Origin of the sequence: Streptomyces sp. NPDC048612 (assembly GCF_043199295.1) — a bacterium.
Taxonomy (GTDB): domain Bacteria; phylum Actinomycetota; class Actinomycetes; order Streptomycetales; family Streptomycetaceae; genus Streptomyces.
In genome coordinates this window covers 42,758-62,493 of sequence record NZ_JBICVV010000018.1, presented here as the reverse complement: position 1 = coordinate 62,493, position 19,736 = coordinate 42,758, and the positions used below count along the sequence as shown (strand labels likewise).

Sequence of the window (19,736 nt, the reverse complement as noted above, 5' to 3'; positions counted from 1 at the left end):
GCGGGGGGGGGGGAGGCTCAGCCGGCCCGCCGTCCGCCCCTGCCCGCGGTCTTCTTCGCCGTGGACTTCGCGGCGGCCTTCTTCGCGGCGGTCTTCTTGGCGGTGGCCTTCGAGGTGGCCTCCGTGGTGGTGGCCTTCTCCGCCGTGCTCTTCTTCGCCGCGGTCCGCTGCGCCGCACGGCCGGAGCGGGGCGCGGTCTCCTCGTCCTCGCCGCGGGACCGCTTTGCGGCCCGGACGCTGTCCTGGAGGGCCGCCATCAGGTCCATCACCTGGCCGGCGGGCTGCTCCTCGCCGGACGGGAACTCCGGCTCCCGGTCCGCCAGCTTGGCCGCCACGATCTCGTCCAGCGCCTCACGGTAGTGATCGTGCAGATCGTCCTCCGACAGCGCGCCGAAGGAGTCCATCAGGGCCTCGGCGGCCGACACCTCGTTGCGGGCGACCGCCGCCTGCCGCTCGGGCAGCACCCCGTCCATCGGACGGATCTGGTGCGGCCACAGCAGCACCTGCATGACCAGCGCGCCCTCCATCGGGCGGATCATGGCCAGGGTCTCCCGCCCGTGCAGCGCGATCTTGCCGAGCCCGACCCGCTGATGCCGCTCCATCGCCTCCCGCAGCAGCACATAGGGCTTGGCCGCGGCCGGACTGTCGATGCCGAGGTAGTAGCCCTTGCCCATCTGCAGCGGGTCGATGTCGCCGCCGGCGACGAACGCCAGGATGGTCAGGGTCTTCGCGGTGGGCAGCGGCAGCGCGTCCAGGTCCTCGTCGCTCAGCGGTACGACCGTGTCGCCGTCCCCCGGCTTGTAGCCCCGGCCGATCTCGTCCGGCAGGATCTCGACGCCCTCCAGGGAGCACACCGGCTGATTGCGCACCCGCCCGCCGTCCGCCGTGTGGATGCGTACGAAGCTGACCGACGCGGAGGTGTCCGTGGCGTTGTACGCGGCGACCGGGATCGTGACCAGGCCGAAGCTGATGGAGAACTTCGCCGTGGGGCGCATGGGGGCCGCCTTCGTCGGAGCCGTTCGCCACCATGCTAGGCGCGGCGGACGGGCCGTACACCCCGGGCGGCGACGGATGTGCCGATCGGGTGGCGGCGGCCGCGGACGCCGCTCAGCGGGGCGTTGCGGCGCCCCGTCGGGTCAGCCCGGCCGGGCGCTGACCCGGCCCTCCCGGACCGCCTCGGCGAGCGCCTGGTGATCACGCTCGTTCTGGTCCGCGTAGCGCTCCGCGAACCGCGCCAGCGCCTCGTCGAAGACCGCGCCCCGCCCGAGGTAGGCGGCGATCGCGATCCGGTCGCCGGACCGGGCGTGCGCGCGGGCCAGGGTGGCCCCGCAGCGGACGGCAAACCGCCGCATGCCCACCGGCACCATCATGTCCGCGGGCATGATGCCCTTCCAGTCGCGCAGCTGGCGCACATAGAAGTCGCGTTGGCGTCCGTCGATCCCGGTGACCCGTTCCCAGCCGAGGAAGATGTCACTGGCGGCCTGCATCAGCCGCTGGCCGGCCACCACGCGGGCGCCCTGGTTGGTCTCCGCGGCCGCTCCGGCGTACGCGGCGAGCGCCGACTCGTCGGCCTCCTTGGCCTGGAGCAGCAGCGGGTCGTCGGAGTCCTTGCCGAGCAGCAGCACGATCCAGCAGCGGGTGCCCACACTGCCGACGCCCACCACCTTGCGGGCCACGTCGACCACCCGGTACTGCTCCAGCAGCCGGCGGTGATCCGACCGCAGGGTGCCGGCGTAGCCCTGGATCAGCCCGCGGATCTGCTCCTGCAGCCGGTCCCGCTCGATGTCCGGCAGCAGATCGTCCAGCGGCACGATCAGCGGGGGATCGGCGGCGATCCGGACTTGGCCGCCGTGCTGCCGGGTCAGCTTGCGGAACGCCTGCACGGTGTCGTGCGTCCGCGCTTCCGCGATGACCCGGGACAGCCCCGCGCGGCCCCTGCTGCCCAGCTCCTGCGCCTCCTCGGCCTGGATGTCGGCCATGTCGGCACGGGCGTACCAGACCTCCAGGGTCCGCATCTCCGCGTACTCGCGCATCCGGTCGCGGTAGGACGCGCAGGCGGCCCGGACGATGCCGGTCCGGACCTGTTCGCTGAAACCGTTGCCGCGGCCGGCGATGGCGAAGCTGGCCGCCAGCCGTTTGACGTCCCACTCCCACGGGCCGGGCAGGGTCTCGTCGAAGTCGTTGATGTCGAACATCAGATGGCGCTCGGGGGAGGCCAGCAGCCGGAAGTTCAGCAGATGGGCGTCCCCGCACAGCTGGGTCCGCAGTCCGGTCGACGGGGTGGTGGCCAGGTCCGCCGCCATGATGGCGGCGGCGCCGCGATAGAAGCGGAACGGCGACTCCAGCATCCGCCCGTAGCGGATCGGCACCAACTCCGGTACGCGGACGGCTGACTGCCGCTCGATGAGGTCCACCGGGTCGGCGCGGCCGGCGTCGGGCGCGAAGTCGGCATGACAGGAGCGGGGCACTTCGGAGCGAAGTGCCCTGCCCTGTTCGGCGCGTTCCTGCGCGGTGGGTCCGGTGGCCATGGCCGGTCCGGGGGCTCAGCTCACCGTGTGGCGGTGTGCCGGTGGTTGTCCGTGCACAGCGCCCAGATGATGAAGATGTCGATGGCGATCAGCACGATGGCCCAGAAGGGGTAGTGCGGAATCCACAGGAAGTTCGCCAGCGCACCCAGGCCTGCCAGGATCACACCGATGATCCGGGCCCACATGGCCCCGGTCGACAGCAGTGCGACACCCGCGAGCAGGATGACGATGCCCAGGATGAGGTGAATCCAGCCCCAGCCCGTGAGGTCGAACGAGAAGACGTAGTTCCGCGTGGTGACGAAGACGTCGTCCTTGGCGATGGCGGAGATGCCTTCCAGGAAGGCCATCGCACCACCGAAGATCATCAGGACTGCAGCGAATGCGGTCCATCCGCTGACATAGTTCTTCTGAGTGGCCATGGGTCACTCCTCACTTGAGAAACCTGGCCGTCCTTGCCGGACCTGCCGGTGGCCATGCAGTGCATTCACCGTGGCACACGTCCCGGTCAGCCGCATGTCAAGGGCGTTCGAAGACCTGGAGCACCCCGGCCACCGCGAAGCACAGAGCCCCCGTCAGCGTGCCCCAGTTGGCGACGCCGACGCTGACCTCGCTGCCGGTCTCCGGAGGGGTGAACGCGGCCACCGCGGACACCATGAAGAGCACCGACCCCAGCTGGTTGACCGCGACGATCCACCAGCCGAGGCTGCGCCGGCGGAGGCAGGGCGGGCCGTGGCAGATCTCGGCGATCGCCAGATGACCCGAGATCAGGAAGAGCAGACAGCCGACCATGTCGGGCGTCCAGACCAGCCGGTTCTGCTGCTGGGCCGTGAGCCCCTGCAGGAAGGAGTCGAGCAGGTTGACGCCGAACACCAGCGTCCCCGCGAACAGCACGAACGTACTGACCCAGTCGATGCGCCCCGGCTCGTAGCTCCACCACCGGAAGCCGTGCGTGGTCAGCGCACCGGCCGTGCCCTCCCGGCGCGGCGCGTTGATGCTCTGAACGAGTGAGGCGTAGCCGCCCAGGGTGAAGAACACCCCGCCGGTGAAGTAGATCGTGGCGCTCGTGAGCGGGCGCTCCGCGCTGAACTGGGCGAGCGCCGCACCGAGGGCGAAGAGGGTCCCGCCGACCGTGAAGGAGACCGCGGCCACGTCGTTGAGCCGGCGCAGCCGGTCCAGCGCCACGGTGCCGGCCCGCCGCGCGCGGCTCTCGGCGGCCCCCGCGGGCCGTACGTCGAGCGTGCCGCGTTTACGGGCCGCCCGCGACTCCCAGACGGCGGTGCCGCCCTCTTCGAGGCGCCAGGTCAGCCGGGAGACGAACGGTCCCGCACCCTCGGCGCGCTCCTCGGAATTCCGCACCCGCCGAGCGTAGCGATCCGCCGCCGGATTGCCGGTAATGCCTCGTCAGCGGGTGCGGGAGTCCCCCGGGACGCCGACGCCCGCGGGGCCGTACCGGACTGCTGCCGGTACGGCCCCGCGGGCGTGACACCGGCCCCTGGGAGGCGGTGCCGTGGCGGGTGCTTCCTGGCTGCCTCAGGACCGCCCCGCGGTGCCCGGGGCCGGGAGCGGATCGGGTGCCGGGCCGGGCGCCGGTCCCGGCGTCGGTGGTGCCGGGGTGGGCGGGACCGGGTCCGGTTCGGGGCGCGGCGGCGACGGGGGCACCGGATCGGGGCCCGGTGCGGGGACCGGGCCGGGCCCCGGGCCCGGCGTGGGTCCTGGTGGCCCGGGGCCCGGACCCGGGGTCGGTGGGACCGGGTCCGGAGGGGTGATGCCCGGTGGTCCTGGCTGCTGTCGCACCGTCATGAGCTCCTCACACGTCGCTCTTCCGCGGCCGGCCGCCTGGCGCCCGTTCCGCGCGGCATGCTGTTCTCCTTGCCGGTCCCGCGCCGGCCATGCGGCCCGAGGCGCCCGGACTCCGCGAGGCACCCCCTCACTGTGCGGCGCCGCGGGCCCCCGGGCGACACGGGAGGCGAACGGACGTATCGCGCCCGGCCGCGCCTGCGGTGCGGCGTCGTTGCGCCCCACGGAGCAGTGGTGGTTGCCCGGCCCGCTGACCGGAGGCAGGGTGACTGCGGACCCCCTACGGGACGGACGGAGGACAGGGCGTGGCCGGAACTTCCCCTGACGAGGCGGCCCGCCGGTACCGGGGCGCGCCATGAGCCCCCGCGGCGGGCCGAGTGCACTGGCGCGCGCCCTGCTGGAGCGGCACGGGGAGACCTTCGCCGCACAGAGCGGCATCCGGATGGCGAACACCCCGCAGCCGCTCTACCAGGTGCTGGTGCTGGCCGGGCTGCTCAGCGCCCGGATTCGCGCCTCCGTGGCGGTGGCGGCCGCGCGGACGCTGTTCGGGGCGGGGCTGCGCACGCCCCGGCGGATGGCGGCGGCGACCTGGCAGCAACGGGTCGACGCCCTGGGCGAGGGCGGCTACCGGCGCTACGACGAGCGCACCGCCACCCAGCTCGGGGACGGTGCCACGCTGCTGCTGGAGGCGTACGGCGGAGATCTGCGGCGGATGCGGGACGCGGCCGGCGGTGACCTCGGTGCGCTGCGCCGCGCACTGCGGGAGGTGCCGGGCCTGGGCCCCGCGGGCTGCGACATCTTCCTGCGTGAGGTCCAGGGCGTCTGGCCCGAACTCGCCCCGTATCTCGACGCCAAGGCGGTCCAGGGCGCGGAGCGGCTGGGTCTGCCGGGCGACAGCGGGAAGCTGGCGCGGCTGGTCGGCACGGACGAGACGGCGGCCTTCGCCTCGGGGCTGGTGCGCGCCGCGCTGGACCGGTCCGTCGTCGAGGACGTACGGGAGGCCGCGGGGGCCTGAACCGGCCGCGGGTACCGGCTACTTGGCAGCGGCACGGCCGGCCACCGTCAGCCGCCCAGGCCCGCGACCGTGCCCGCCCCGAGGCCGGGCACCCGGCCGGGGCGTTCCCCTGGCCGGGCGCCCGGACGGCCGTGCCCGGTGTCAGTCGGGCGGCTCGGGTGCCGGGTGGTCGCCCGGCTCCGCGCCGGGCGGCTCCTCCGGTGCCGGTGCCGGCTCGTCCGGTTCCGGCGCGGCGGGGACCGGCTCGCCGGGGCCCGGGTCGTGCGGCACCGGTTCGGGGCCGCTCGGCACCGGCCCCGGCCCCTCGGGCGCCGGCTCGGTGGTCATGGCGTCAGCGGTCATCAGGGTCATAGCGCTCTCCTTCCTTCCCATCGTCCGTCCGATGCCCGGGGGCGGCCCGTTCAGGACAGCAGCGCGGGGCGGGCCCAGGAGCCGCGCGCCGGTACGGGGGAGACCGCCGGGCGGGCGAACGGCCCGGCCGGAAGGGAGTGTTACGAGGGGGCGGGCCCCGCGGACGCCTCAGTACACGTCGCGGACGTAGCGCTTGTCGGCGGCGAGCTGTTTGACGTAACCGGCGGCAGCCTCCTCCGCCAGGCCGCCGTGTGCGACGGCGATGTCCCGCAGCGCACGGTCGACGTCCTTGGCCATCCGGGACGCGTCACCGCACACATAGAAGTGGGCGCCGTCCTGGAGCCAGGACCACAGCTGGGCGCCGTGTTCGCGCATCCGGTCCTGGACGTAGACCTTGGCCCGCTGGTCGCGGGAGAAGGCGGTGTCCAGCCGGGTGAGCAGCCCGTCGCGGCGCAGCCGGTCCAGGGCGTCCTCGTAGTAGAAGTCCGTGGCGCGCCGCTGCTCACCGAAGAACAGCCAGTTGGGGGCGCGGTGACCGCGGGCGCGCCGCTCTTCCAGGAAGCCGAGGAAGGGCGCGACGCCGGTGCCGGGGCCCACCATCACCATCGGGGTGGCCGGATCGGCCGGCGGACGGAAGTGGGCGCTGCGCTGGACGAAGACCGGGACCGGGCTGCCGGGCCCGGCGTCGGCCAGGAAGGTGGAGGCCACGCCCTTGCGCGGACGGCCCTGCCGGTTCTCGTAGCGGACCACGGACACCGTCAGCCGGAGCAGACCGGGATCGGTCAGCGGGCTCGACGAGAGGGAGTACAGGCGGGGCTGCAGACGGGGGAGCAGGCCGGCCCACTCCGCAGCGCCGGCCCGGACCGGGTACTCGGCCAGGACGTCGACGGCCTGCCGGCTCCAGGCCCACTGGGCCAGCTCGCCCTTGTTGTCGGGCCGCAGCAGCTTCCTGAGGACCCGGTCACCGGTGCGTTCGGCGACGAGCCGGAGGAGCGCCGGGGTGATCCTCGTGAGGTCGAGATGGCGGTGCAGGGCCTCGCCCAGCGGCACCGTGCCAGGACCCTTGAGGTCGACGGCGGTGGCGGGGTCGAGTCCGGTGACGGCCAGCCACTCGTCGACGAGGTCCGGGCAGTTCCGGGGCAGCACCCCGAGCGCGTCCCCCACCTCGTACTCCAGTGGGGTGCCGTCGCCGTCCCGGGTGTCGAGGGTGAACTGCCGCACCTCCTTGGTGGCCCCGGCCCGGCTCAGCAGGTCGTTGCCGACGAGGCGGGCGGTGGCGGGGGCGGCCTTGGAAGGCCGGGAGGCGGTGCCCGGTGCCCGGTCCGGCGCCGCGGGAGCCGGGACGGCCGCCGGCGCGCCGGCCACGGCGTCCGCCTCCCCGCCGGTGTCCTCCTGCGCACCGCCGTCCTGCTCCGGGCCGGCGTCGTCCAGGGCCGTGAGGACCTGGTCGAGCCACTGGCCGGCCGGCTGCTCGTAGTCCGGTTCGCAGTCCGTACGGGGCGCCAGCCGCTCCGCGCCCAGCTCCGCCAGCCGGGCGTCGAGCCGGCGGCCGTGGCCGCAGAAGTCGTCGTACGACGAGTCGCCCAGCGCGAGGACGGAGTAGCGCACCCCGTCCAGCCGCGGGCTGTCCGGTGCGTTGAGGGTCTCCCAGAAGTCCGTCCCGTTGTCGGGGGCGTCGCCGTCGCCGAAGGTGCTGGTGACGATCAGCAGATCGGCGCCGCGCGGCAGGGCGGCCGGTGCGCTGTCGGCCATGCTCCGCAGCGTCGCCGTCCGTCCGCTGCCGGTCAGCCGGCGGGCCGTGTCGGCCGCGACCTCCTCCGCGTTGCCGGTCTGGGAGGCCCACAGGACCAGGACCGTACGGGCGGACGCGGCGCCGGCCGCCCCGGCGGGAACCTCCGCCGGGTCCGGCGCCGTCGCCTGCCGGGGGGCCGGAGCGCGGGAGAACATCCCGGCCAGGACGCCGTTGACCCACAGAGCACTCTCCGGACTGAACGGGGCGTGCGCGGGCAGCACCGGAGTGCCGGCGGCGGGCCCCGAGTCCAGCCCGGTGAGAAAGCCGGACAGATAGCGCCGTTCGTGCGCGGCCAGCACCGGCGGGGCGGTCTCGCCGAGCCCGAACACCCCGGCCAGCACGGCCGTCGCCCCTCCAGCTTCGCCGTCCCGGCCGGAGGCGGCGCCGCCCGCGTCGTCCGTCCGCCCGGCGCCCGGATCGTCCTGCGGCCGCCCCGGCGCGGCCGCGACCCGGGCCAGTGACACCGCACAGGCCTTGAACTCGGGCTGGAAGGAGACCGGGTCGACCGCGTCATGGGTCACCGCGTTGACGCTGAGGTACTCCCCGAACAGGTCGTTCCAGTGGAACGGCGCGAAGCAGTCGCCCGGCCGTACCCGGTCGGTCACCACGGCGGGCAGCACCGCCCGGCCGCGCCGCGAGGCCACCTCCACCGTGTCGCCCTCCGCCAGGCCCAGCGCCGCCGCGTCCTGCGGATGCAGCTCCACGAACGGACCGGGGTTGAGCCTGGTCAGCTTGCCGACCTTGCCGGTCTTGGTGAGGGTGTGCCACTGGTGGGGCAGCCGGCCGGTGTTCAGCACGTACGGGTAGTCGTCGTCGGGCAGCTCCGCAGCCGGGAGGTGCGGACGGGCGAAGAACACCGCCCGGCCGGTCGCGGTGGGGAAGGAGAGCCGGGGCCGGGTGCCGTCCGGGCGCTCGTCCAGGGTCTGGCTGACGCCGTCGTTGAGGTAGCGCACCGGGTTGCGGTCCGGTCCGTCGACGGCCGCGCTGGGCCACTGCACGGGGGTCTCCCGCAGCCGCTCGTAGGTCACTCCGCGCAGGTCATAGCCGGTCCGCGGGTTCCAGGCGCGTTTGATCTCCTCGAATATCTCCTCCGCGCTGTCATAGCTGAAGGCGTCCTCGTAGCCCATCTCGCAGGCGACCCGGGCGATGATCCGCCAGTCCGGCCAGGCCTCGCCCGGCGCGTCGGCGGCCTGCCGTACGAGCGTCAGACTGCGCTCCGAGTTGACCATCACGCCCTCGGACTCGCCCCACATGGCGGCGGGCAGCACGACATCGGCGTACGCGTTGGTCTCGGTCTCCGCGAAGACGTCCTGCGCGACCACGAACTGCGCCGCCTCCAGCCCCTCGATGACCGTCCGCCGGTTGGCGACCGAGGCGACGGGGTTGGTGCAGATGATCCAGCACGCCTTGATGTCGCCGTCCGCCATCCGCCGGAACATCTCGACGGTGCCCCGGCCGGGCTCGTCCGCCCGCAGTGTGCCCGGACCGAGGCCCCACAGCTCCTCCACGAAGGCCCGGTCCTCGGCCACCAGCGTGGACCGCTGGCCGGGCAGGCCCGGCCCCATGTAGCCCATCTCGCGGCCGCCCATCGCGTTGGGCTGGCCGGTGAGCGAGAACGGGCCGCTGCCGGGGCGGCAGATGGCACCGGTCGCCAGATGCAGGTTGACCAGCGCGTTGGTGTTCCAGGTGCCATGGGTGCTCTGGTTCAGGCCCATGGTCCAGCAGCTCATCCAGTCGTCCGCGGCACCGATCCATTCGGCGGCCCGGCGGAGGTCCTCCTCCGGTATCCCGGTGAGCTCCGCGACCCGCGCGGGCGGATAGTCCTGGAGGAAGGCCGGCATCGCCTCCCAGCCCTCGGTGTGCTCGGCGATGAACCCGGTGTCGATCCGGCCGTCCTCGGCCAGCAGATGCAGCAGACCGTTCAGCAGCGCCAGATCCGTGCCCGGCGCGATCTGCAGGAAGAGGTCGGCCTTGGCCGCGGTGGCGGTGCGCCGGGGATCGACCACGATCAGTTTGGCGCCCGCCTTCACCCGCTCCATCATCCGCAGGAAGAGGACCGGGTGGCAGTCGGCCATATTGGAGCCGATGACGAGGAAGACGTCGGCGTGCTCGAAGTCCTGGTACGAGCCGGGCGGACCGTCCGCCCCCAGGGACAGCTTGTAGCCGCTTCCCGCGCTCGCCATGCACAGCCGGGAGTTGGACTCGATGTGCCGGGTGCGGACGAAGCCCTTGGCGAGCTTGTTCGCCAAGTATTGGGCCTCCAGCGTCATCTGGCCGGAGACATACAGCGCGAGGGCGTCCGGGCCGTGGGTGTCGACGATGTCGCGCAGCCGCCCTGCGGTCCGCCTGACCGCCGCCGCCATCGGCTCGGCCGCGGGTTCGTCGCCGCGCTCCGCGCGCACCAGGGCGGCCGACAGCCGCCCCGGCGCGGCGAGCAGCTCGGCGCTGGTCGCGCCCTTGGTGCACAGCCGTCCGCCGTTCGCCGGGTGGGCCTTGTCACCGGCAGCCCGGCGGACCGTCCGCCGCCCCTCCGGGTCCGTCGCGACATCCAGCACGATCCCGCAGCCGACCCCGCAGTACGAGCACGCCGTCCGTACCTGCGTGATGCTCTCGGTCAGCGGTTCCGGTGCGGTCACGGACGGTCCCCTTCGTGGTCGGAAGCTCGCTCCGACCCTACGAACGGCCCGTTAACCGGGTGTCACGGCAAGCGATCACCCGTCGTTACGGCGGCCACACAGTCACCCGGGGCGCTCCGTGAGAACCGGGTCGCCGCAGCTCAGGGCAGCAGTTCGGGCAGCGGAACGGCCGGGTCGGCCAGCCGCTCGGGGTCCACCGCCCGCCCGCTCGTCACCAGCGCCCGGATCGGCTCGGTGACGTCCCAGACGTTCACGTTCATCCCGGCCAGCACCCGCCCCTCGGCGAGCCAGAAGGCGAGGAACTCACGGGTACCGGGGTCCCCGCGGAAGACGACCCGGTCATAGCCCTCCGGTTCGACGTAGCCGGTGTACTCCATGCCCAGGTCGTACTGGTCGGTGAAGAAGTAGGGCAGCCGGTCGTAGCGGACGTCCTGTCCCAGCATGGCGCGGGCGGCGGTCCGCGGCTGGTGCAGGGCGTTGGCCCAGTGCTCGACGCGCAGATGCCGGCCCAGCAGCGGGTGGTAGGCGTTGGCGACATCGCCCGCGGCGAAGACGTCCGGGTGGGAGGAGCACAGCCGCTCGTCCACGACGACGCCGTTGTCCACCTTGAGCCCCGCCGCGGCGGCCGGCTCGCTGTTGGGGGTGATCCCGACGCCGACGATCACCGCGTCGGCCCCGATGAGGCTGCCGTCCGCCAGCCGGACGCCATCCACCGCGCCGCCCGTGCCGGTGATCTCCGCGACCTGGACCCCGCAGCGCAGCTCGACCCCGTGGTCGGTGTGCAGGGTGGCGAAGACCCGGGCGACCTCGGGGCCCAGGACCCGCAGCAGGGGCAGCGCCGCGGCCTCCAGCACGGTCACCTCGGCGCCGGCCGCGCGGGCGGCGGCGGTGGTCTCCAGCCCGATCCAGCCGGCGCCGATCACCACGACCCGGGACGCGGACCCGAAGACCTCCTTGAGACGGTCGCTGTCCGCCAGCCGCCGCAGGTAGTGCACACCGCCGAGGTCGGCGCCGGGCACCGGCAGCGGGCGCGGACTGGAGCCGGTCGCCAGCAGCAGCTTGGCGTAGCCGAGCCGGCTGCCGTCCGCGAGGGTCACCTCGTGACCGGCCGGGTCGAGGGCGGTGACGGCCTGGCCCAGCCGCAGCTCGACCCCGTGCTCGGCGTACCACTCGGCCGGATGGACGAAGACCGACTCCCGCTCCTCGCTGCCCAGCAGATAGCCCTTGGACAGCGGCGGCCGCTCGTACGGCCGCTCGCGCTCGTCGCCCAGCAGCACCAGCGGGCCGTCGAAGCCCTCCTCGCGCAGGGTCTCCGCGGCTTTGGCACCGGCCAGCCCCGCGCCCGCGATCAAGAATGCCGTGTTCCGGTCCATCTCCCGCTCAGCTCCTTCGGACGATCGGATATCCCGTCATCCGTTCCCGGCCGGGGCCCCGGCCGGTACCGCCGATGGTGTTGCCGTCACTCCCGGCCCGCGGTCCGCGCCAGATGCCCGCGCAGCGCCCGCGCCGCCAGATCGCGGTCCTCGCCCACGACGAACGCCGTGACACCGTCGGCCCGCCACTGCGCGCGGCGCTCCGGCGTGGTGGACATGGCGCAGAACGGGACGTCATGGCGGGCGCAGGCCGCGCGGAGGGTACGGACCGCCTCCTGGACACGGGGGTGGCGGACCTCCCACGGCACCCCGTACGACTGCGAGAGGTCGCCGGGGCCGGGCAGCACGAGGTCGACGCCGCCGGGGGCGAGGATCTCATCGATGGCCTCGACGCCCTCGGCGTCCTCCAGCAGCGCGATGACCATGATCTCCGCGTTGGCCCGGCGCAGGTACTCGGCCGGGTCGATCCGGCCGAACCCCGGGCCGCGCCCGCCGTTGAGGGACCGCATCCCCTCGGGGGCGTAGCGGGCGGCCCGGATCGCGGCGTCGATGTCCGCGCGGCTCCGCACGTGCGGGACGACGATGCCCATCGCCCCGGCGTCCAGGGCGCGCAGCACGGCGCCGGGGTCGTCCTCGGGCACCCGGACGAAGGGGGTGAGCCCGGTCGTCTCGGCGGCCCGGATGAGGTTCTCCAGCCGCTGCGGGTCCACCAGGGTGTGCTCGGTGTCCAGGATGACGAAGTCGTACCCGGCGCAGCCGATCATCTCCACCATCGTGGGCTCGGGAAGCGTGCTGAACAGCCCGTACACCTCCTCGCCCGCACCGATCCTGCGCCGGACCTCGTTGGCGCGCAGCACCTCAGGCCTCCCCTGCCGCGCCGGACTCCGCACCGCCGAGGAAGTGGAAGCCGGGGCGCGGATGCATCAGGAAGTCGTGGTGCGAGATGTTCCAGGCGTACGCCCCGGCCACCCCGAACACCACCCGGTCACCGGCCCGCAGCCCCGGCGCCGGGACGTCGCGGGCGAGGACGTCCTTGGGGGTGCACAGCTGCCCCGTGACGGTGACCAGCTCGCCCTGTGCCGCCGACCGCGGCCAGGGGTGCGGCCAGGGCGCGTCGGACGGCAGCACCGTGCAGGGCTGGTCGTGGCCCTTGGTCGCGGGGGTCCGCAGATGGTGGGTGCCGCCGCGCACCACGGCGAACTCCTCGCCGTGGCTGTGCTTCACGTCCAGCACCTCGGTGGCGTACCAGCCGCAGTACGCGGTGAGCGCGCGCCCCGGCTCGATCCGCAGGGTGAGACCGGGGTGGGCCGCGGCGAGCCGGGCCAGGCCCGCGCCGTACGCGCGCCAGTCGAAACGGCGCTCCGGCGCGGCGTAGTCGACGGCCATCCCGCCGCCGACGACGACCTCGGACAGGGGGAACCGGTGCTCAGCGGCCAGTCCGGCGGCCCAGGTCACGATGGCCTCCGCCACCGCCAGCTGCTCCGGCGCCTCCAGTCCGCTCGCCAAGTGGGCGTGGATGCCGCGGAGTTCGAGCTGCGGGCAGGTGCCGTCGGTGAGGAGCGCGACGACCTCGGCGGCCTGGCCGGGGTCCAGTCCGAACGGGGTCGGACGGCCGCCCATGGCGAGCGAACTGCCGTCCAGGGAACCGTCGTCGACCGGCAGGTTGAAGCGGGCCAGCACCGCGATCCGGCGTTCCGGGGCGAGCCGGGCGGCCAGGCTCGCGAGCAGGTGGATCTCGTACACGCTCTCCACGTGGAAGCGCTCCACCCCGCTCTCCAGCGCCTGGGCGACCTCCGCCGGGGTCTTGCCCGGCCCGCCGAACGCGAGCGGGGCGCCGGGCACGGCCTTGCCGACGTGCGCCAGTTCGCCGCCCGAGGAGACCTCGTAGCCGTCGACGTACGGGCGCAGCGCGCCCAGCAGCTCCGGCTCGGGGTTGGCCTTGGCCGCGTAGTACAGCTCGATGCCCTCCGGCAGCGCGGCCCGGACCCCGGCAAGGTGGGTGCGCAGCGCCGCCAGGTCGTAGACGTAGGCGGGCAGTTCCTCGGGGGCGAGCCCCTGGACGCGGTCGCGGACCGCGGGGGTGGGGGCGAGGCCGGGGGTGGTCATCGTGCGCTCCAGGGGGTGGTGTCGTCGGCGCCGCCGGCGCCGGAGAGGACGGCCTCGGCCAGCGGCGAGGGCAGCAGGACATAGCCGGCCTCGCGGTCGGCCTTGCGCGCCCAGCGGGTGAGCAGATTGGCCTTGGCGGGCAGCGGGACACCGGCGAGCAGGGCGGCCAGCCGGGGCGGGCAGCCGTACCGGTCGGCGTGGGTCCGCAGGGTGCGGCGGACCTGCGCCCACAGCTCCGTCTCGGTGTCCGGGTGCAGGTCGGCGAGCGCGGCGAGCATCTCGGCGACGTGGTTGACCAGCAGGCAGTAAACGACCCGGTCCCAGCCGCGCTGGGCGTCGTAGGTCATCGGCGCCGCGACCTGCTCGGGCAGCGAGGCCAGCAGCTCGGCGTGGTGCTCGGGGACCAGCTTGGTGCCCTCCAGGTCGCGGAAGAGGACCTGGGCGGGCATTCCGTCACCGTCGACGCAGACCAGCACGTTCTGCAGGTGCGGCTCCAGCACCAGGCCGTGGTCGAAGTAGGCGGCGAGCACCGGCGGGAGGAGCAGGTTGAGGTAGGCGGCCCACCAGTCCAGCGCGGCCTGCGGCCCGGCGCCGTCCAGGAGGCGGGAGATATGGGCCGGGCCGGTGGGGTACTCGTCGGCGACGGCGGCCGCCAGCAGCGGGGTGGTGCCGGGCAGCAGCCGCTGGGACAGGCCCTCGCGGACGATGACGCCGAACCCTTCGAGCAGCTCGGTGTCCGGCCGGCCGTCGGCGCCGGGCAGCGCCAGGCTGCGGTAGGCGGGCTCGCGGAGCACCGCGCTGCCGGGGAAGCGGGTGGCGAGATCGGCGAGCGCCGGCGCCAGCAGCCGGGTCAGGGCCACCGCCCCGGACAGCTCGTAACTGGCGTTCTTCCGGAGGCAGTTGGTGATCCGGACATTCAGGCTGAACTTGAGGAACGCGTCACCGTCGTAGAGCGTGCGCACCGAGGCGGTGGCCGCGAACGGCGTCCCGCCGGTGCCCAGGACCCGGATGTCGTCGCGGTCCAGGGCCTCCTGCAGACCGGCGTGGTCGCGCAGCAGCTCGTACTGCCAGGGGTGGACGGGCAGCAGCCGGTAGCCCTCGGGGACCTCGGTGTGCAGTGCGTCCAGCGGGGCCGTGGCCCCGTCCTCGGCCGCCTCCTCGGCGATCAGCTCCTCGCGCACCGCGAGCAGCAGCAGCGGGAAGGCGGCCCCGGCCTCCGGCGCGTACGACTCCCAGGCGGCCGGGTCACCGGTACGCGCCTTGGGCGTCGGGTGGAAGCGGTGGCCGAGGATCAGCGACTGCTCGGAGCGGACATAGGTGCTCTGCCAGTCCTCCTCGCCGTAGGCCCCGGCGGCCGGCCGGTGCTCCGTACGGGCCGCCAGCGCCACCGAGACGGCCTGGTGGCTGGAGGCGATCTGCGCCAGGAACTCCTCGTTGTCCACACCGGTCCGCAGCGACAGCTCGGCATGCACGTACTCGGCCAGCCGGCGCCAGCCGACCTCGGCCCAGCCGTCGGCGGTCTGCTCGGACACCGGGCCGGTGAAGCGGTGCGCACCCAGCAGCGAGGTACGGCGCAGCGCGACCCGCAGCAGCACCCCGCGGCGCGGCAGCCGGATCAGCAGCCGGCCGTCGGCGGCGGCGGTCTGGTGCTCGGGTCCGGACACCTCGCGCAGCAGGCAGTTGAGGAGGGTGTGCGCCACGGCCTGGTCGGCGGTGGGCAGACCGGCGGGGGCGGCGTCCGCCGCGGCGGTGCCGGGGGAATTGGTCAGCGAGGGCATCGGGGGCTCCTGCGGGTGCGGAGAGTACGGGGAAGGCAGGGGACTGCGGTCGCGAGCACGGTGACCAGCGCTATCGCGGTACCGGTCAGGACGGGCGCGGTGGGACCGAACCAGTCGTTGCCGACCGCGGCGGCCACACCGGCGGCGACGGCACCGGCCTTGGAGAAGAATTCGATGGAGCCGAACAGCCCGCCCGGGGCACGGCCCTTGGCGCAGTCGGCGGCCAGCACCGACATACAGACCAGGCCCAGGGTGAGGCCTGCGCCGAGGACCAGCCGGACCGCGACGAAGGCGGTGAGCGAGTCGGCGACACCGTGCCCGGCCAGGCCCAGCGCGATACAGCCGAAGCCGAGGGATATGCCGAGTCGGGGGCGGCGCTGGAAGAGGGAGTGCACCGCGATCGCCGCGACCAGATAGCACAGGTGCGGCAGGGCGAACAGCACACCGGAGACCATCGGCCCGGTGCCCGGTATGCGCTCCTCGATGAGGGAGATCAGGTACGGGAAGGAGATGACGGTGGAGAAGACGAAGGCGAACTCCAGGGCGTACAGGGCCCGCAGCGACGCGTCCGGGGAGCGCCGGGACGGCCCGTCCCCGGCGGCCTCGGCCGCGGCCGCCTCGACCGCCGACGCCCCGTCCGTGTCGGCCTCCGCGGTCGCGGCCCGCGGCGCGGTGGGCTGGTGCCGCGGCGGCTCCGGGAGCGCCGCCAGCATCACGGCGGCGGTCAGCGGCAGCACGGCCAGCAGGGCGTACTGGCGGTGCGGCGACAGCCAGGGCGTCAGCGAGCCGACGACGATCGGCGCGCACACCAGGGCCGCCCGCGCGGCGCCCTGCATCAGCGTCAGCGCACGCGAGAGCGCATGGCCCTCCAGCGCCGCGCCCAGGTAGCCGTTCGAGGCGGCGAAGGTGCCGCCCAGCACGCCCTGGATCACCAGCGCCGCGGTGAAGGTGGCGAGCGAGTCGGCCCAGCCCGCCAGCAGGAACGCCGCGGCGAGCCCCAACTGCGCCCGCAGCAGCAGCCGTTTGCGGCCGAAGCGGTCGGCCAGCCGCCCCCACAGCGGCGCGCCGATGGCGCCGAAGATGGTGGGCACGATGTACAGCAGACCGGCCCAGCGGGCGGCGCCGTCGCCCAGCTCGGGCAAGATCTCGGTGAGGTACGGCGGCAGGCCCAGCGCGGCGAACGACGCCACGAAGTAGCAGCCGGCCACCGCGTACACCTGGCGGCGGGCGAGGCCCGGACGGACCTTGGTCTCGACGGCGGCGGGTTCGATCCGGTGGGAGGTGGCGGTGCGCATCAGGAAGTCCCCAGCGGAAGCAGGTAGTTGGGGCCGGTGGTGTAGTGCTTGTTGATGTCGGCCGCGCCGGAACGCTCCTTCGACAGCAGGCTGCCGGCGCTGACCATGGCCTTGACCGGCAGCTCCGGGGCGTCCAGGACGTGCGCGCGCAGCGCGGCGCCCGGCTCGCCCGGCGCGGTGCCCAGGCGTGCCACGGCCTCGGTGAGCCGGTCGCGGACCAGGTCCAGCAGCCGGCCCAGCGGGGCGCGCCCGTGCCGGGCCAGCCCGAAGGCGTAGGAGCCCGCGCACAGATGGACGGTGATGGTGGTGAACAGGTCCAGCACCGGCCGGTCGTCCTCAGCGAAGATCCGCGGGTCGGCGAAGTCCGCGGGGTCCGGGGCGTCCGCGCCCAGCGTCTCCCGCAGCCGCCCGGTGTGGAACCGCGGCGCGTCGTTGTCCTTGAACAGCAGCCGCAGCCGGGTGCCGTCCGCGGCCCGGTCCAGCACCAGCGAGATGTTCTGCTGGTGCGACTCCAGGCCGATGCCGTAGCCGAACAGCGTGGTCTGCCAGTCGAAGAGCAGCGTCAGCAGGGCGTCCAGCAGCGCCAGCGGATCGCCGCCGTAGAAACGGTCGGCGAGCCGGTCGATCACCAGCCGTCCGCCGGGCGCCCGGCCCAGCAGCGCGGCCAGCGGCACCACCGCGCTGCCGTCCAGACCGGCCGGGTAGCGGCGGCACAGCACGGCGAGCAGCTCGTGCCCGGCGTGTGCGTAGACCGTCTCGTCGGCCTGCAGCACCGACTCGGCGAACCGCGGCTCGCGGGCGATCACCCGCTCCAGCAGCCGCTGGCCCTCGGCGCCGTCGATGAGCGTACGGGGCTTGATGGTGCGCCGGTTGCGCAGCCCCAGCGTCGCGGTGGCCAGCGGCAGCTTGAGATGCAGCCGGGGATCGGCGGTCACCGCCACCGTCCGCATCGACAGCGTCGGCACCGTGTCGAGCAGCGCCCGCCCGGACAGCACCGCCGCGCCCGCCAGACCGGTCTCCCGCAGCGCCTCGTCCAGCGGCGCGCCGAGCGTCAACGGGTGGACGGGCAGCGCGAGATGGCTGCCGCCGAGGTCCGGCAGGCCCAGCTCGGCCGGGGACGGCCAGCAGTCGGGCAGCGCCGCCTCGCCGCCGCCCGCCACGGTGAGCGCGGACCGCGGCACGGCCAGCCAGCGCAGCGCGAAGTCCGGACGGAACTCCGGTGCGTACGCCCGTAGTTGGTCCTCGTCGAGGCCGGAGCGGCCGCGCGCGGTCGGGTACACGGGGTGGTCGAGGCGGGCGGCCAGCGCGTCGTACGCCAGCCCGCCGTCCAGGCCCGGCCAGCCCCCGTCCACCGCGCCATGACGCTCCGCCAGTCCCTGCTCGAACTCGTCCCGGGTACGGGCGTGCAGCCGCATCGTCGCCAGGGTCTGGCGGCACTCCTCGGCGAAGGCGTCGAAACCGGGCCGGTCGGCCGGGTCGGCCCGCTCCCGCAGCGCGGCGAGGATCTCGTCGGCCGTGGTCAGCCGGGCGCCGTCGGCCTCGCGGACCAGCAGCGGCAGCCGGGCCGCGTGGGTGCTCTGGTAGCCGTCCGGGCCCAGCGGCAGCAGCAGGGCACCGGCGTCCGGGCCGGCGGGCAGCCGCAGCCAGGGGCCGTCCGGGCGCTCCAGCAGCGTGCCGCGGGAGCGCAGCCCGACGACGTCCTCCCGCAGCAGCGCGCTCAGCACCCGCAGCAGCAGCTCGGACTCCTCGGCCTCCTGCGCGGCGGTGCCGGCGGTGGTGTCGAGGGCGGTGGTCACGAGGTGATCTCCCAGCGCTCGGTGGCGAAGAAGCCGTCCGCGGCCCGGTCCAGAGCCTGCCGGTCGGTGCCGGTGGCCCGCAGCACGCCCAGGTAGTCGCGGTTGGTGCGGTACAGCGGGTGCTCGGTGCCGGTCGCGCGCATCGGCCGGTAGCGCAGCCGCACGCCGTCCTCCTCGCGGTCCGTGGCGGCCGGCGCCGCGGTGAGCGTCCCGGCCCGGTCGGCGAGGGCGTACTCGACCCGGCCCGCACCGTCCTGCCGCGCGCCCAGATCGGCGGGCAGCGGCTCGCCCAGATGCGTACGGAGGATGTGCTCGAACAGCTCGATGCCCAGCACCTGCGCCAGCAGCAGATCGCACTGGTCGCCGATGACGCGGTAGTTCACCTCGATGAGCCGCGCCCGGCCCTCGTGCACCACGAACTCGGTGTGGCAGGCGCCGAACCCGACGCCCAGCGCGTCGAGCTGGGCCAGCACCTGGGCGACCACGGGCTCCGGGGGGACGGCGACGAAGTCGTGCCGCTCCTCGATGAAGGCGGGCGGCGCGGAGACCGTGGTGTGGAAGCCGCCCAGGACATGGCGCCGGCGGCCGTCGCCCAGGGTCTCCAGCGTGTACAGCTCACCGGCCAGGAACTCCTCGGCGACCAGCGCTGCCTGCGGGCGCCGCGCCTGGATCTCCGCGGCCCGCGCGATCAGTTCGTCCGGCGTGTTGGCCAGCATCACGTCCTCGCTGGCCACGCCCTCACGCGGTTTGACCACGCAGGGGTAGGGGAGCCCGGCGGCGGTCAGCGCGGCCGGGTCCTGGCCGGGCGCCAGCTCGGCGGAGCGCACGGTGTCGGCGCCGGCCGCGGCGAGGTGGCGGCGCATCTCGGCCTTGTTCTTGGCGCGCAGCGCGGCCCGCCAGTCCTTGCCGGGCAGCCCGAAGTAGTCGGCCGCCAGGGCCGCCTGGGTCTGCAGATGGTCGCTGTTGGTGAAGACCGCGGCGGCCGGGTGGTGGGTGGCTATTCGGGTGATGACGGCGCGGAAGTCATGGACGTCGCACTCCAGCACCTCGGTGCCGGGGGAGGTTCTCCGGTGCGCTTCGGGCTGGTCCGTCAGGACCGTGATGTCGAGACCGAGGCGGGCGGCGGCGGGGAGGAATCCCTCGGTGACCGAGTCGGTGGGGTTGAGGGCGAGCAGGTACATCCGCATGAGCGGGACCCCTTCGGGATCAAGGGTGGTGCGGGGGGACTGGCCGGCCCGGCGGACGGGGGCCGGGCCGTGGGGGGGGGCC

General features: G+C 74.3%; 14 protein-coding genes. 1 reads left to right on the top strand and 13 read right to left on the bottom strand.

Annotation, left to right across the window (positions count from 1 at the left end):
- Positions 1-17 precede the first annotated feature (17 nt).
- The 4 genes from ACGFN2_RS24820 to ACGFN2_RS24805 form a co-directional block, all read right to left on the bottom strand.
- On the bottom strand, positions 18-995 hold the full coding sequence (locus ACGFN2_RS24820; protein ID WP_393363973.1) for a Ku protein: 978 nt from the start codon (positions 993-995) through the stop codon (positions 18-20).
- Positions 996-1,136: 141 nt separating this feature from the next.
- Positions 1,137-2,528: a DUF2252 domain-containing protein gene (locus ACGFN2_RS24815; protein WP_393363970.1), complete on the bottom strand. Its 1,392-nt coding sequence runs from the start codon at positions 2,526-2,528 to the stop codon at positions 1,137-1,139.
- A gap of 20 nt (positions 2,529-2,548) precedes the next feature.
- Positions 2,549-2,947 (bottom strand): hypothetical protein, encoded by a 399-nt coding sequence (locus tag ACGFN2_RS24810; RefSeq protein ID WP_362603394.1) that lies wholly within the window; start codon positions 2,945-2,947, stop codon positions 2,549-2,551.
- A gap of 97 nt (positions 2,948-3,044) precedes the next feature.
- Complete coding sequence (locus tag ACGFN2_RS24805; protein ID WP_393363967.1) at positions 3,045-3,884, bottom strand: hypothetical protein; 840 nt, start codon at positions 3,882-3,884, stop codon at positions 3,045-3,047.
- A gap of 796 nt (positions 3,885-4,680) precedes the next feature.
- Here ACGFN2_RS24805 and ACGFN2_RS24800 point away from each other — a divergent pair.
- Positions 4,681-5,340, top strand: coding sequence for an endonuclease (locus ACGFN2_RS24800; RefSeq protein ID WP_393363964.1), 660 nt, complete (start codon positions 4,681-4,683; stop codon positions 5,338-5,340).
- Positions 5,341-5,481: 141 nt separating this feature from the next.
- Here ACGFN2_RS24800 and ACGFN2_RS24795 read toward each other — a convergent pair whose 3' ends face one another.
- The 9 genes from ACGFN2_RS24795 to ACGFN2_RS24755 form a co-directional block, all read right to left on the bottom strand.
- Complete coding sequence (locus ACGFN2_RS24795) at positions 5,482-5,691, bottom strand: hypothetical protein (RefSeq protein ID WP_362603385.1); 210 nt, start codon at positions 5,689-5,691, stop codon at positions 5,482-5,484.
- A 168-nt stretch (positions 5,692-5,859) separates the two neighbouring features.
- Positions 5,860-10,119: a molybdopterin-dependent oxidoreductase gene (locus ACGFN2_RS24790; protein WP_393363961.1), complete on the bottom strand. Its 4,260-nt coding sequence runs from the start codon at positions 10,117-10,119 to the stop codon at positions 5,860-5,862.
- Positions 10,120-10,259: 140 nt separating this feature from the next.
- Positions 10,260-11,492, bottom strand: a complete 1,233-nt coding sequence (locus ACGFN2_RS24785) for an NAD(P)/FAD-dependent oxidoreductase (RefSeq protein ID WP_393363958.1) — start codon at positions 11,490-11,492, stop codon at positions 10,260-10,262.
- Positions 11,493-11,578: 86 nt separating this feature from the next.
- On the bottom strand, positions 11,579-12,349 hold the full coding sequence (locus tag ACGFN2_RS24780) for an HpcH/HpaI aldolase/citrate lyase family protein (protein ID WP_393363955.1): 771 nt from the start codon (positions 12,347-12,349) through the stop codon (positions 11,579-11,581).
- 1 nt (position 12,350) lies between these two features.
- On the bottom strand, positions 12,351-13,598 hold the full coding sequence (locus ACGFN2_RS24775; RefSeq protein WP_393363952.1) for a type III PLP-dependent enzyme: 1,248 nt from the start codon (positions 13,596-13,598) through the stop codon (positions 12,351-12,353).
- Positions 13,595-15,376: an IucA/IucC family protein gene (locus tag ACGFN2_RS24770; protein WP_393363949.1), complete on the bottom strand. Its 1,782-nt coding sequence runs from the start codon at positions 15,374-15,376 to the stop codon at positions 13,595-13,597. Before ACGFN2_RS24770 ends, ACGFN2_RS24775 begins: the two co-directional genes overlap by 4 nt.
- Positions 15,364-16,671, bottom strand: coding sequence for an MFS transporter (locus tag ACGFN2_RS24765; protein ID WP_393363946.1), 1,308 nt, complete (start codon positions 16,669-16,671; stop codon positions 15,364-15,366). Before ACGFN2_RS24765 ends, ACGFN2_RS24770 begins: the two co-directional genes overlap by 13 nt.
- Entirely contained in the window at positions 16,671-18,467 is a 1,797-nt protein-coding gene (locus ACGFN2_RS24760) for an IucA/IucC family protein (protein WP_393363943.1), read from the bottom strand. Before ACGFN2_RS24760 ends, ACGFN2_RS24765 begins: the two co-directional genes overlap by 1 nt.
- Positions 18,464-19,654 carry an acetyl-CoA carboxylase biotin carboxylase subunit family protein gene (locus tag ACGFN2_RS24755; protein ID WP_393363940.1) on the bottom strand — a complete coding sequence of 397 codons (1,191 nt, stop codon included), beginning with the start codon at positions 19,652-19,654 and terminating at the stop codon, positions 18,464-18,466. The genes ACGFN2_RS24760 and ACGFN2_RS24755 overlap by 4 nt, the downstream gene beginning before the upstream one ends.
- Between the last annotated feature and the right edge of the window lie 82 nt (positions 19,655-19,736).

Coding starts and splice junctions, on each gene's coding strand:
- ACGFN2_RS24785 (WP_393363958.1), bottom strand. CDS start 11,492: ATGGACCGGAACACGGCATTCTTGATCGCGGGCGCGGGGCTGGCCGGT.
- ACGFN2_RS24820 (WP_393363973.1), bottom strand. CDS start 995: ATGCGCCCCACGGCGAAGTTCTCCATCAGCTTCGGCCTGGTCACGATC.
- ACGFN2_RS24775 (WP_393363952.1), bottom strand. CDS start 13,598: ATGACCACCCCCGGCCTCGCCCCCACCCCCGCGGTCCGCGACCGCGTC.
- ACGFN2_RS24755 (WP_393363940.1), bottom strand. CDS start 19,654: ATGCGGATGTACCTGCTCGCCCTCAACCCCACCGACTCGGTCACCGAG.
- ACGFN2_RS24810 (WP_362603394.1), bottom strand. CDS start 2,947: ATGGCCACTCAGAAGAACTATGTCAGCGGATGGACCGCATTCGCTGCA.
- ACGFN2_RS24765 (WP_393363946.1), bottom strand. CDS start 16,671: ATGCGCACCGCCACCTCCCACCGGATCGAACCCGCCGCCGTCGAGACC.
- ACGFN2_RS24770 (WP_393363949.1), bottom strand. CDS start 15,376: ATGCCCTCGCTGACCAATTCCCCCGGCACCGCCGCGGCGGACGCCGCC.
- ACGFN2_RS24800 (WP_393363964.1), top strand. CDS start 4,681: ATGAGCCCCCGCGGCGGGCCGAGTGCACTGGCGCGCGCCCTGCTGGAG.
- ACGFN2_RS24815 (WP_393363970.1), bottom strand. CDS start 2,528: ATGGCCACCGGACCCACCGCGCAGGAACGCGCCGAACAGGGCAGGGCA.
- ACGFN2_RS24795 (WP_362603385.1), bottom strand. CDS start 5,691: ATGACCCTGATGACCGCTGACGCCATGACCACCGAGCCGGCGCCCGAG.